Raw genomic sequence first — 12,565 nt, forward strand, 5'->3', positions numbered from 1 at the left:
GCGCCGGCGTCCGTAGGCTCGGGGACATGAACCCGAGCACGGAAGACAGCGCCCCCCGGCCCTTGCCCGAGGACTGGCATCGGGTCCTGGCCGTGGTGGCCCACCCCGACGACCTGGAGTTCGGCGCCTCCTCCGCCCTGGCCCGATGGGCGCGGCAGGGAAAGGACGTCGTGGAACTGCTCGTCACCAAGGGCGAGGCGGGTATCGACACCATCGACCCCGCGGAGTGTGCCGAGATCCGGATGGCCGAGCAGCGTGCCTCGGCGGCGGTGGTCGGGGCCTCGGCGGTGGAGTTCCTCGACTTCCCCGACGGCACCCTCGAGTACGGACTGCCGCTGCGCTGGGCCCTGGCCGCGGCGATCCGCCGGCACCGCCCCGACGTGGTGGTCTCCATCAATTTCCGGGAGCGGTTCGGGGGCGCCTCGTTCTTCAACCACGCCGACCACCGGGTCCTGGGCCCCGCACTGCTGGACGCCGTGCGCGACGCCGCCAACCGGTGGATCTTCCGCGACCAGCTCACCGAGGGCCTGGAACCGTGGAAGGGGGTGCGGTTCGCGGCGTTCGGTTCGGCGCCCGCCCCGACGCACTACGTCGAACTGGCTGAGGAGGACCTCGCGGCCGGTGTGGCCTCCCTCGACGCGCACGAGGTCTACATGGGCGCCCTGGAGGGCTGGGACCACCGCACGTTCCTGACCGAGGCGGCGGTCGGGGCCGGACGCTGGGCCGGGGTCCCGCTGGCGACCGGATTCGAGGTCTTCGACGCCTGAGGGCCCTGTGGCCCTGGCCTCACTTCGCAGGCCCCGGGTCGACCGGATCGCTCACCCGCCCCAGGAACAGAAGCGCCCCGCGGCGGCGCAGCGCGAACACGAACGGCCGGTCGGCGGTGAAGCGCACCGGACGTGTCGGGACCGCCGCCGACATCACCATCACCGCCGCGGTGGCCGCGGCCCCCTCGGCGCCCTTCTCGTCCACCCGCAGCACCGACTGGTGCAGCATGGCGTCGACCTTCAGTGGTGCCTCGCTGATGCCGTCGAACCGTGCCAGGTCGGAGGCGGCGTCGCGAACCCCCAGATCGCCCAGGGGCTCCAGGAGCGAGGTGTCGGTCTCCACCGAGAACCGGGGCAGGGCCAGCTCGACCTGCTGCTGTTTGCGGCCCGCATAGAGCGCCTCGAGGTCGGCGGAGCCCAGCGGTGGCGGGGTCGAAGCCTCGTCGTCGGGCAGGAAGAGGTCCAGCGACAGCTCGTGTCCGCCCTCCAGGCTCACCATCGACCACCCGCGGGCGCGGGCGTACGGGAGGCGTTCGGCGCGGTGCATGGTCGCCACCCGGCGCCGTCCGCCCGGGGCGCGGAAGGGGCGCTGCGACGTCCGCTCGGACTCGAACGGGCGGGTCCAGGCCATGGTCACCCACAAGGCGTTGACCAGTAGGAGTCGCACGTTCGCGTGGACCGTGCCTCCGGGCAGCAGCTCGTCGATCAGCCCGTGGGTCACCTGCGAGACCCGCTCGTTGACGCGCCTGCGTACCCCCTCGGCGTCGCCGCGGAAGTCGGCCGGTTCGACCTCGGCCGCGACCCGTGCGCGCACCAGTTCCTCGAACTCCGGGCGCAGAGGCAGGTCCTCGCGGGGGTAGAGGCCGTTGAGTGCGGACAGCTCCAGGCCCTCCTCGGGCGCCGCGGCGTCGTCGAGCGCCTCGAGGTGTCCGCGCACATCCTCACCGACCAGGGCGACCAGCTGTTCGCGAGTGCGTTCGCGTGCGCCCGAGGCCAGCAGGGACAGCACCGTGGCCACCGAGTAGGGCGACCACACGTGCGAGCGCCCCGTTCGGGTGAGGGACCGGTCCACGGCGGCGGCGAACGCCAGATGGTCGGTCCGGGGTGCGGTGCTCAGCCTCATGCGGACTCCTAGCGACGGCGGGTGTGGTCGCCAGCGTACGGAAGTCCGATGCCGCACGGAAAGCGGTGAGAAGCCGCACGCGACAACCGGGGATCAAAGCGGACGAACCCGGGCGGTGGTCCGTCACCGGCTGCTCCGGCGGCCGATGCGCAGGGTGACACGTGGCATAGGCTGGTTGTCCAGGGCGGGCGAGACCGCGCCGCAGGCATGCGAGACCGGACCAGGAGCAGGATGACTGAGCAGCATCGGGCCGCCGAGGAGCCCGCCCCGTCGGCGGGTGACCAGAACGGCGCTCGCGACACCCCCCGGGTCACAGAGGACACCGTCGAGGCTCTGGTCCGCTCGCAACTGTCCAAGGCCCTGGGCGGCAAGCGCGGCATGGTCGAGGCCGCCGTGCCCACCCTGACCTTCACCCTCGGCTACGTCATCACCAGCGAGCTCGGGCAGTCGATCACCGCGGCTGTCGTCGTGGCCCTGCTCCTGGGCGCGATCCGCCTGGTTCAGCGCTCCTCGCCCCAGTACGTGATCACGAGCCTGTTCGGGATCGGCATCGCCGCACTGTTCGCGATGCGCAGCGGCAACGCCGCCGACGCGTTCCTGCCCGGCATCATCTACAACGCCGTGTACGCGGTGGTCCTGTCGATCACGGTGCTGGTCCGCTGGCCCGCGATCGGTCTGATGATCGGTCCCTTCATCGGGGACAAGGAGGACTTCACCTCCTGGCGTTCCAACCCCGCCGTGGTCACGCTCGCCTCGCGCCTGACTTGGCTCCTGGTGCTGCCGTGCGTGATCCGGGTGCTCGTGCAGTACCCGCTGTGGCTGGCCGACCGCTACGAGTGGGCCGACACCTTCGCGCTCCTGGGACTGTCCAAGGTCGCCATGGGCTGGCCCCTGCAGGTCGCCGCGTTCGCCGGCATGGTCTGGGTGCTCGCACGCGGCCGCACCCCGCTGGATCGGGGGCAGGGCTCGACGCAGAACGAGGAAGAGGGCCGGGAACCGGCCGGAGACCGCACGCGCCCCGAGCCCCCCTGACGCCCCTGCGGCATCACTGCCCCTGGTCCACCGGGCTGCGGTGGCTGCGTGTTCTCGGCCGCCGCGTCAGAGGTCGTCGTCGGCGGGGCCGAGGAGGTCCTCCAGGGCGCCCAGGACCTCGGGCGCCGCGAGGAAAACCACCGTGTGGCCCACGGCCAGCTCCCGCGACGGATCGGGCGGGCGAACCACCCCGCCGGAGGCCAGCACCGCGACGAGCGCGACGCCCTCGGGCAGCGCCGCTGTCAGCTCCGACTCCGGGCGGCCCGCGAAAGGGCTGTCCGCCGGTAGTACCGTCTCGGCGATCTCCGCACCCGGCAGCGGAGGACGAGTTCCCTCGTCCTCCGGGCCCTCCTCCGGCACACCCTCGACCAGGTCCGCGATCAGGCGTGGGGGAGAGACTGCCAGGTCCACACCCCAGGAATCGTCGAAGAGCCACTCGTTGCCGGGCTCGTTGATGCGCGCGATCACCCGCTCGACCCCGAACTCGGTCTTGGCCAGCAATGAAACCACCAGGTTGACCTTGTCGTCGCTGCTGGCGGCGATGACCNCCAGCTCGCAGGCGTCGGCCAGCAGCCACTCCACCTGGGGCATGTCGTCGACGCCGATGCGCCGGGTGTCCCGGTCGATGAGCAGTACGTCGTGCCCGCTGCCGGCCAGCTCCGTGGCGATGGAGCGCCCCACGCTCCCCGCACCCGCGATCGCGATCCGCATCTCAACCACGCTCCGTCTCGTCGGCCAACCGTTCGGGAAGAGCCCGCAGGTCCCGGGCGCGGGCAGCCACGTGAAGGACGTCGCCGCTCTCCAACACCTCGTCGGACCCGCCCAGGAGGATCCGGCCGCTGCGCGTCACGTAGACCACCCGCAGGCCCCGGCCCCGCTCCAGCTCGGCGATGCTGCGCCCGGCCCAGGTCTCGGGCAGTGCCGTCTCGCGCATCGCCAGCGTGCCGGAGGCGTCCTGCCACTCCGGTTCCGAGGCCAACTGCGCGTCGCCGGGCACCATGCGGCGCAGGATCGCATCGGCGGTCCAGCGCACCGTCGCCACCGTCGGGATCCCCAAGCGCTGGTAGACAGCCGCACGGCGCGGGTCGTAGATGCGGGCGACCACGTGCTCGACACCGAACGTCTCGCGCGCCACCCGGGCGGCGATGATGTTGGAGTTGTCGCCGTTGCTGACCGCCGCGAACGCCGAAGCACGGTCGATCCCGGCCGTCTGCAGTACCTCGCGGTCGTGGCCCACCCCGCGCACCGCGTGTTTGGCGACGTTGCCGCGCAGCCGCCGGAACGCGTCCGGGTCCTGGTCGATCACCGCGACCGTGTGCCCGAGGTCCACCAGCGTGTGCGCGAGGGTGGACCCCACTCGGCCGCACCCCATGATCACGATGTGCATCTGGCCCGCACTCCTGTCGAGAAAACCCTCACCGGGCACCCTGAACGATCGATCCGTGCCCTCAACGTCACACCCTGGCACAGATCCCCGTAGCACGTGCGTCGGCCCACCCCCCCCGGGGACGGCTCTCGCACGTCCGGTCGGGCCCCTGCAGGACGGTAGATTGGGGAAGGTTGGTGGCTGTGCGCGCAGGGTCACCCCGTACGTGCCCCGACCATCGAAGGACGCCGCCATGACCCGTGTGGGTACCGAGCTGGAACTGACCGTCGACGACGTCGCCCACGGAGGGTGGTGTGTGGGCCGCCACGAGGACCAGGTCGTCTTCGTGCGCCACACGCTGCCCGGTGAGCGGGTGCGTGTGCGCGTGACCGAGCAGACCACGCGCTTCCTGCGCGGCGACGCAGTGGAGGTGCTCGAAGCCTCCCCCGACCGGGTCGAGGCCCCCTGCGCCTTCGCCGGCCCCGGCAAGTGCGGCGGTTGCGACTGGCAGCATGCCTCACCGGAGTCCCAGCGCCGGCTCAAGGGCCGTGTGGTCGTCGAACAGTTGCGCCGCATCGCCGGGATCGAGCGCGATGTCGAGGTCGAGGAACTCCCCGGTACCCCTGACGGGCTCGGCTGGCGCACCCGCGTGCGGTTCTCCGTCGACGAGGACGGCCACGCCGGGCTGCGCCGGCACCGCTCCCACGAGGTCGAGCCCGTGGACCGCTGCCTCATCGCCCACCCCGGCGTGACCGAGCTCGGCGTTCCCGAGGTGCGCTGGAACGGTGTGCGCGACGTCGAGGCCGTGGCCTCCGCCGCTCGCGCCGACCGGGCCGTCATCGTCAACCCCGTGCAGGCCAAGCTCGGCACGCTTCCCGAGCTCAAGGCCTCCAGCGCGGTGCTGCGCCGGTTCAAGGGCGGCCGTGTCCAGCAGGTGCGCGGGCGCAAGGGTGTGCGCGAGAACGTGGACGGCCGCGAGTTCCGGGTCAGTGCCGGTGGGTTCTGGCAGGTGCATCCGGAGGCCGGCCACGTGCTGACCCACGCCGTCCTGGAGGCCTTGGGCCCGAAGCCGGGGGAGACCGCCCTGGACCTGTTCTGTGGAGCGGGCCTGTTCACCCGCTTCCTCGCCGAGGCGGTGGGGCCCGAGGGACGCGCCATGGCTGTGGAGAGCGGCACCGACGCCGTGCGTGACGCCCGGTACAACCTGCGCGACCTGGAGCAGGTGCGCATCGAGCAGGGTGACGCCACCGCCCAGCTGCGCGAGTGGGCCGACGTGCGCGCCGACGTCGTGGCCCTGGACCCGCCGCGTTCCGGTGCGGGCAAGGAGGCGGTCAGGCTGATCGCCGGCACCCGCCCGCGCGCGGTCGCCTACGTCTCCTGTGACCCGGCCACGCTCGCCCGGGACCTGGCCGAGTTCGAGCGCCGCAAGTACCGGCTCACCGAGCTCCGCGCCTTCGACGCCTTCCCCATGACCCACCACGTGGAGTGCCTGGCGGTGCTGGAGCCGGTCAAGCTCGCCCCGCGCCACCGCGAACAGGACTGAAACCAGGGTGGGCCTCCGCGTGCGGTTCGTCCGCTGCGCGGGTCTCGCCTCCCGGGCACACGCGCGCCCGGGAGGCGGGGTCAGTGGCCCTCGGCCGGTTCGGCCCCGAGATCGATCCCCAGGTACTCGGCCACGTCACGGGCGTGGTCGGGGTCCATGGGGGCGAGGAGTTCGACGAGCCTGGCACGGTCTTCCGGGAGCAGGGGGGTTTCTTCCATGTGCAGGATGTACCCGATCAGGGCCCCTGGGTCCCGGGACGCGGCCGTCCTGGGGTGTGTCCGGGCCGTTCACGGGTCGTCGCCCTGCGCGCTGTCCCGACGGCGCCCCAGATACAGCGCGATGCCGCCGCTGACGAGCGCCAGCGCGCCCACGGCGGCCAGGCCCGCCACGGCCGTCCCGGTCACGGGCAGACCCTCGGCGGAGGCCTCGCGGTAGGCGCCGGGGCCGGGGAGTTCCTCTGTCGACCGGTCGAGTCCGATCCCGTCCTGGCCGGGGGCTGAGCGCTCGTCCTCGGTGGGCACTGCACCGGCCGTGTCGCCGGCTGCCTCGGCCCCTTCGGCGGNTGCCCCCGATGCCGCCGACGGTCTCCTCGGGGGAGCCGCACTCGACGCTGACGTGGCCGAGGGTGAGTTCGAAGAGCATCTCGCCGTCCTGGACGGCGGTGACGGTGGTGCCCACGGTCCCGCTGCGTGCGTCGTCCCCTTCGGGCTCGGTGGTGGTGACGGTGACCTCGGTGTCCTCCCCGCCGGGCCCATCGACTGTCTGGGTGACCTCGGGCTCGTTCGTTGGGACGGGGGTGCCCAGAACGGTGACGACCTGTTCGCTGAAACCGCTGCCGCCCAGACCGTGCTCCCACGACAGGTTCCCGTGGAAGTCGCAGGCCACGGAGGTGTGCAGCTCGCTCACCGAGACCAGGGGCTGTTGCTCCTGGGATCTGTGTTGCGCTGGGTCCTGCGCCTCGGCGGTGGGGAAGAGCTCGATCGCGGCGGCCGACGTGTGGGCCTCGGCGCGTCCGTTGTCCTCGGCACTGGTGCCGACCTGTGAACGCTGGGGTCCGGCGACCTCGAGGTAGGGCGTGATGCCGGTGGGATCGGAGGCGAACTCGGCCGAGGCGCGCTCCTGGCCCAGTTCCGACTCGGCGTGCACCCGACCCCAGAAACCGCGGGTGTCCTCGTCGGGCAGATCGACCCGGACCAACGTGCTGACCGCGCTCGCCGGGAAACCGGGCTCCTCCTCGGAGGCCGTGTCGGCAGCGGCCGGTGCCAGGGGGAGCAGTGCGAGTACTGCGGCGCCCACGAGGGCTGCCGGGGCGGTGAGGAAGGAGCGGGACAGGGACAAGGACACCACCTCCGGGAGAGGGCCACGCCCCGGACGGGGCCGACGAAAGCATCCTATTTTCTTCCTGGTAAAATATTCGCCAAGTGCAATCTGGTGTGTCGGGGATCATTGCACGACCGCACGCGTGGGCGGGCGCGCGGCGGATTCTGCACCCCGGGCGCAGGTGGGCGAAGATGGGGTTCATGCGTCTGAGGATCTTCCTCGAGCCCCAGCAGGGGGCCACTTACGAGGACCAGCTCGCCGTCGCCAGAGCCACCGAGGAGCTCGGCTTCGACGGCCTCTTCCGTTCCGACCACTACCTGCACATGGGTGACCACATCGACGGTCTTCCCGGGCCCACCGACGCCTGGATCACCCTCGCCGGTCTCGCTCGCGAGACCTCCCGCATCCGGCTGGGCACGCTCATGACCGCCGCGACCTTCCGCTACCCCGGCCCGCTGGCCATCTCGGTGGCCCAGATCGACCGGATGAGCGGCGGCCGTGTCGAGTTCGGGTTCGGTGCGGGCTGGTACGAGGAGGAACACGCCGCTTACGGGATCCCCTTCCCTGTGACCGGCCGGGAGCGCTTCGACCGCTACGAGGAGCAGCTCGACATCATCACCGGCCTCTGGGGTACCCCAGCGGGTGAGTCCTTCCGCTACGAGGGCAAGCACTACCGGCTCTCCGAGGGGCCTGCGCTGCCCAAGCCCGAGCAGGCGCCGCGTCCGCCTGTCGTCATCGGCGGGGGCGGGNCCCGCGCCTGGCGGCCACGTTCGCCGACGAGTACAACGTGCCCTTCTCCTCGCTGGAGGAGACGGGGGCCGCCTTCGGTCGCACCCGCGACGCGGTGTCGCGCACCGGGCGCACGGCGCCCATGGTCTACTCGGCGGCTCAGGTGCTGTGCGTGGGCCGTGACGAGGGCGAGATCGCGCGGAGGGCTGAGCGCATCGGCCGCGCCCCCGAGGAGCTGCGGGCCGACGGTCTGGCGGGCAGTCCGGCCGAGCTGGTGGACAAGATCGGCCGGTTCGCCGAGGCGGGGGCCGAGCGCCTCTACCTCCAGGTGCTGGACATGTCCGACCTGGACCACCTCGCGCTGGTGGCCGAGCAGGTTGCTCCGCAGGTGGACTGAGTACTGCGAGGGGCGGGCGTGCACCCCGGACCGGGCCCCGATAACTTGATATCGAGATACAAGTCAGATACCTTGACATCAAGATAACAGCGGGGCTCCCCCGGCCCGCATCCGGCTCGGGCGTGTGAAGTTCACCGCTTGTCGGCGCCCGGCCCCGCTCCATCGTGGACGCCCGGGATCCGTGGGCCGCCTTTCCTGTCGCGAGTGGTGTCGTTGCAGGTCAGAGCGGAACTGGTGGATGCTGGTGCCGAGACGGGCCCCGCACCCGGCGGTCCCGGTCCGCGGCATCCGGTAAGGGCGGCCTCAGTAGGTCCCGCGTCCGCCCGATGAGGCAGGATGCTGGGGACAAAGTGGCGAGATCAGGAGGCAGACACCGTGTCCACGAACAGCTTCGGTGCACGTGACACGTTGCGCGTTGGCGACGAGTCGTACGAGATCTTCCGGTTGGACGCCGTCGAGGGCTCCGACCGACTCCCTTACAGCCTGAAGGTTCTGCTCGAGAACCTCCTGCGCAAGGAGGACGGCCAGAACGTCACCGCCGACCACATCCGTGCCCTGGGCAACTGGGACCCCAAGGCCCAGCCGAACCAGGAGATCCAGTTCACCCCCGCGCGGGTGATCATGCAGGACTTCACCGGCGTTCCCTGCGTCGTCGACCTCGCGACCATGCGCGAGGCCGTGCACGAGATGGGCGGCGACGCGGACAAGATCAACCCGCTCGCCCCCGCCGAGCTGGTCATCGACCACTCGGTCGTGGTCGACCTCTTCGGTAGCCCCGACGCGTTCGAGCGCAACGTCGAGATCGAGTACGAGCGCAACTACGAGCGCTACAAGTTCCTCCGGTGGGGCCAGACCGCCTTCGACGAGTTCAAGGTCGTCCCGCCCGGCACCGGCATCGTGCACCAGGCCAACATCGAGCACCTGGCGCGCGTGACCATGAACCGCAACGGCCAGGCCTACCCCGACACCTGTGTGGGCACCGACTCCCACACCACGATGCAGAACGGCCTGGGCATCCTGGGCTGGGGCGTCGGCGGTATCGAGGCGGAGGCCGCCATGCTCGGCCAGCCGATCTCCATGCTCATCCCGCGCGTGGTCGGCTTCAAGCTCACCGGCCAGTTGCAGCCCGGCACCACCGCAACCGACCTCGTCCTCACGATCACCGAGATGCTGCGTGAGCACGGTGTCGTCGGCAAGTTCGTCGAGTTCTACGGTGATGGCGTCTCCTCGGTGCCGCTGGCCAACCGTGCCACCATCGGCAACATGAGCCCCGAGTTCGGCTCGACCGCCGCGATGTTCCCCGTGGACGAGGAGAGCATCCGGTACATGAAGCTGACCGGCCGCTCCGAGGAGCAGGTCGCGCTGGTCGAGTCCTACGCCAAGGCCAACGGCTTCTGGCACGACCCCGCCAAGGAGCCCGAGTACTCCGAGTACCTCGAGCTCGACCTGTCGGAGGTCGTCCCCTCCATCGCCGGCCCCAAGCGCCCGCAGGACCGCATCGCGCTGTCCGAGGCCAAGCCGTCGTGGCGCCACGACGTGCGCAACTACGTCGAGGACGAGGTCGACGAGGCCAACGAGGAGTCCTTCCCGGCCTCCGACGCCCCGGCCCAGCACGTGAACGGCAACCGTCCCCACCGCCCGGTCGAGGTCACCATGGCCGACGGGACCAAGACCGAGATCGACCACGGCGCCGTCACCATTGCCGCGATCACCTCGTGCACCAACACCTCGAACCCCTCGGTCATGCTGGGCGCCGCCCTGCTGGCCAAGAAGGCGGTCGAGAAGGGCCTGTCCCGCAAGCCGTGGGTCAAGACCTCCATGGCTCCGGGGTCGAAGGTCGTCACCGACTACTACGAGCGCTCCGGCCTGACCCCGTACCTGGACAAGCTGGGCTTCAACCTGGTCGGCTACGGCTGCACCACCTGCATCGGCAACTCCGGCCCGCTGCCGGAGGAGATCTCCAAGGCCGTCCAGGACAACGACCTGGCCGTCACCTCGGTGCTGTCCGGCAACCGCAACTTCGAGGGCCGGATCAACCCCGACGTCAAGATGAACTACCTGGCCTCGCCGCCGCTGGTGGTCGCCTACGCCCTGGCCGGGTCCATGGACGTCGACATCACCACCGAGCCGCTGGGCATCGGCAAGGACGGCGAGCCCGTCCACCTGGCCGACATCTGGCCGACCGCCGAGGAGATCCAGGAGGTCATGGACAACTCCATCGCCTCCGACATGTACGAGTCGGCCTACTCCGACGTGTTCGCCGGCGACGAGCGCTGGCGCTCGCTTCCCACGCCGACCGGCAACACCTTCGAGTGGGAGGAAGAGTCCACCTACGTCCGCAAGCCCCCGTACTTCGAGGGCATGGGCGAGACCCCGGACCCGGTCACCGACATCTCCGGTGCCCGCGTGCTGGCCAAGCTGGGCGACTCGGTCACGACCGACCACATCTCGCCCGCCGCTGCGATCAAGCCCGGTACCCCGGCCGCGGACTACCTCAAGGCCAACGGTGTCGAGCGCCGCGACTTCAACTCCTACGGTTCCCGCCGCGGCAACCACGAGGTGATGATCCGCGGGACGTTCGCCAACATCCGCCTGCGCAACCAGCTCGCGCCGGGCACCGAAGGCGGCTACACCCGCGACTTCACCCAGCCCGACGGCCCGGTGTCGTTCATCTACGACGCCGCGCAGAACTACGCCGAGCAGGGCACCCCGCTGGTGGTCCTGGGCGGCAAGGAGTACGGCTCCGGTTCCTCGCGCGACTGGGCCGCCAAGGGCACCCGCCTGCTGGGTGTGCGCGCGGTCATCACCGAGTCCTACGAGCGCATCCACCGCTCCAACCTCATCGGCATGGGTGTTCTGCCGCTGCAGTTCCCGCAGGGGCACTCGGCGGACTCCCTGGGGCTGACCGGCGAGGAGACCTTCTCCATCACCGGCGTGACCGAGCTCAACGAGGGGCGCATCCCGAGCACGGTCAAGGTCAGCACCGACACCGGGGTCGAGTTCGACGCCGACGTGCGCATCGACACCCCGGGTGAGGCCGACTACTACCGCAACGGCGGCATCCTGCAGTTCGTGCTGCGCCAGCTGATCGCCAAGTAGCGGTTCCAACTCCGCTCCGCACCCAACAGGTGCGCCGCGCGGTTCAGGGGCCGCCACCGTCCGACCGACGGTGGCGGCCCCTTCGTCGTGCGCGGTGAGCGCGCCGGCCGAGGACGGTCCCGGTCCGAGCCCCCCGGAGCGGGTGCCCTGGCGTCCCCGGCACCCGCGCCCTGTGGCTAACCTGGAGGCCGTTCCCAGTCGGGCGAGGCCGTCCCCGTGCCCCGTGCCACCGCACGGGTCCGCCGGCCCGCCGCCCAGGACACGAGCACCCCGGGGTACCCGCCGTGGACCCCGGGTGCGGGCTGGGTGACCCCCGCAGGACGATCAAGGACGGGACGGGCGTGGACGAACCCCTGGACGAGGAGAGCGGCGCGGATCCCGGGCGACCGGACGGTCGGACCGTGGGCGACTTCCGGCTGCTGCGCCCGCTGGGACGCGGCGGTTTCGGCGAGGTCTTCCTGGGCGAGGACCCCTCGGGACGGAAGGCCGCGGTCAAGGTGCTTCACGCCAATTGGGCGGGCGACACGGACATGCGGCGGAGGTTCGCCACGGAGGTGGATCAGGCGCGGCGGGTGAGCGGGTTCTGTATCGCTTCGATCCTGGACGCCGATCCCGAGGCGGACGAGCCCTGGATCGCCACCGAGTACATCGACGGCCCCACGCTCCAGGACTCCGTGGCCAAGGAGGGCCCCCGTCGCGGGACCGACCTGCACCGGCTGGCGGTCAACACGGCCACCGCTCTGGCTGCCATCCACGCCGCCGGTGTGGTGCACCGTGACCTGAAGCCGGACAACATCATGTTGGCGGCCGACGGTCCGCGGGTGATCGACTTCGGGATCGCGCGTGCGGTCGAGTCCACCTCGGTCACCGCCTCCGGGGTCATCGGCACGATCGGCTACATGGCGCCCGAGCAGCTGGAGGGTATGCGGTTGACCTCGGCGGTGGACCTGTTCTCCTGGGGCGCGGTGATGGTCTTCGCTGCGATCGGGCGTGAGGCCTTCCCCGGGCCGACACAGGCCTCCCGCATCGCCCGCATCCTCGGCGGCGAGCCCGACGTCGAGGGCTTCGACGGCCCGCTGTGCGAGGTCGTGTGCGCCTGCCTGGACAAGGACCCGGCCCGGCGCCCCGACGCCGCCGCGCTCCTGCAACAGCTCGTGGCGCTGCCCGCCGACGGTGGTGCAGTGGCTGC

10 protein-coding genes and 1 pseudogene are annotated in these 12,565 nt (G+C 71.2%); 6 read left to right on the plus strand and 5 right to left on the minus strand.

The window, feature by feature from the left end:
* The first annotated feature begins 26 nt into the window (after positions 1 to 26).
* Entirely contained in the window at positions 27 to 767 is a 741-nt protein-coding gene (locus D474_RS0115990) for a PIG-L deacetylase family protein (RefSeq protein WP_017614553.1), read from the plus strand.
* 19 nt (positions 768 to 786) lie between these two features.
* On the opposite strand, the gene D474_RS0115995 is transcribed toward D474_RS0115990, so the two are convergent.
* The gene (locus D474_RS0115995; RefSeq protein ID WP_017614554.1) at positions 787 to 1,890 is read right to left on the minus strand and encodes a serpin family protein; all 1,104 of its coding nucleotides are present in this window, start codon (positions 1,888 to 1,890) and stop codon (positions 787 to 789) included.
* Between the two features lie 231 nt (positions 1,891 to 2,121).
* Between D474_RS0115995 and D474_RS28920 the strand changes: the two genes are divergently transcribed.
* Positions 2,122 to 2,922, plus strand: a complete 801-nt coding sequence (locus D474_RS28920) for a DUF3159 domain-containing protein (RefSeq protein WP_017614555.1) — start codon at positions 2,122 to 2,124, stop codon at positions 2,920 to 2,922.
* A gap of 66 nt (positions 2,923 to 2,988) precedes the next feature.
* Here D474_RS28920 and D474_RS0116005 read toward each other — a convergent pair whose 3' ends face one another.
* Together D474_RS0116005 and D474_RS0116010 are read right to left on the minus strand one after the other, a co-directional pair.
* Positions 2,989 to 3,642, minus strand: a complete 654-nt coding sequence (locus D474_RS0116005; RefSeq protein ID WP_017614556.1) for a potassium channel family protein — start codon at positions 3,640 to 3,642, stop codon at positions 2,989 to 2,991.
* A complete protein-coding gene (locus tag D474_RS0116010) occupies positions 3,635 to 4,309 on the minus strand; it encodes a potassium channel family protein (protein ID WP_017614557.1) in 675 nt (224 codons plus the stop codon). The genes D474_RS0116005 and D474_RS0116010 overlap by 8 nt, the downstream gene beginning before the upstream one ends.
* Positions 4,310 to 4,541: 232 nt before the next feature.
* Between D474_RS0116010 and D474_RS0116015 the strand changes: the two genes are divergently transcribed.
* On the plus strand, positions 4,542 to 5,831 hold the full coding sequence (locus D474_RS0116015) for a class I SAM-dependent RNA methyltransferase (RefSeq protein WP_017614558.1): 1,290 nt from the start codon (positions 4,542 to 4,544) through the stop codon (positions 5,829 to 5,831).
* An 80-nt stretch (positions 5,832 to 5,911) separates the two neighbouring features.
* On the opposite strand, the gene D474_RS32750 is transcribed toward D474_RS0116015, so the two are convergent.
* Complete coding sequence (locus D474_RS32750) at positions 5,912 to 6,049, minus strand: hypothetical protein (protein ID WP_017614559.1); 138 nt, start codon at positions 6,047 to 6,049, stop codon at positions 5,912 to 5,914.
* 69 nt (positions 6,050 to 6,118) lie between these two features.
* Positions 6,119 to 6,352 carry an LPXTG cell wall anchor domain-containing protein gene (locus D474_RS33395; RefSeq protein ID WP_017614560.1) on the minus strand — a complete coding sequence of 78 codons (234 nt, stop codon included), beginning with the start codon at positions 6,350 to 6,352 and terminating at the stop codon, positions 6,119 to 6,121.
* 999 nt (positions 6,353 to 7,351) lie between these two features.
* On the opposite strand from D474_RS33395, the pseudogene D474_RS28925 reads away from it, so the two are divergent.
* The 3 genes and pseudogenes from D474_RS28925 to D474_RS28930 all read left to right on the plus strand — a co-directional run.
* Positions 7,352 to 8,277 (plus strand): annotated as a pseudogene (locus D474_RS28925) (LLM class F420-dependent oxidoreductase).
* 375 nt (positions 8,278 to 8,652) lie between these two features.
* Positions 8,653 to 11,376, plus strand: a complete 2,724-nt coding sequence (acnA, locus tag D474_RS0116040; protein ID WP_017614563.1) for an aconitate hydratase AcnA — start codon at positions 8,653 to 8,655, stop codon at positions 11,374 to 11,376.
* Positions 11,377 to 11,717: 341 nt separating this feature from the next.
* A partial coding sequence (locus tag D474_RS28930) for a serine/threonine-protein kinase (protein WP_239647089.1) occupies positions 11,718 to 12,565 on the plus strand: 848 nt, incomplete at its 3' end.

It is taken from the genome of Nocardiopsis salina YIM 90010, assembly GCF_000341025.1.
In the GTDB taxonomy this organism is placed as follows: domain Bacteria; phylum Actinomycetota; class Actinomycetes; order Streptosporangiales; family Streptosporangiaceae; genus Nocardiopsis; species Nocardiopsis salina.

Coding starts and splice junctions, on each gene's coding strand:
- D474_RS0115990 (WP_017614553.1), top strand. CDS start 27: ATGAACCCGAGCACGGAAGACAGCGCCCCCCGGCCCTTGCCCGAGGAC.
- D474_RS0115995 (WP_017614554.1), bottom strand. CDS start 1,890: ATGAGGCTGAGCACCGCACCCCGGACCGACCATCTGGCGTTCGCCGCC.
- D474_RS28920 (WP_017614555.1), top strand. CDS start 2,122: ATGACTGAGCAGCATCGGGCCGCCGAGGAGCCCGCCCCGTCGGCGGGT.
- D474_RS0116010 (WP_017614557.1), bottom strand. CDS start 4,309: ATGCACATCGTGATCATGGGGTGCGGCCGAGTGGGGTCCACCCTCGCG.
- D474_RS0116015 (WP_017614558.1), top strand. CDS start 4,542: ATGACCCGTGTGGGTACCGAGCTGGAACTGACCGTCGACGACGTCGCC.
- D474_RS32750 (WP_017614559.1), bottom strand. CDS start 6,049: ATGGAAGAAACCCCCCTGCTCCCGGAAGACCGTGCCAGGCTCGTCGAA.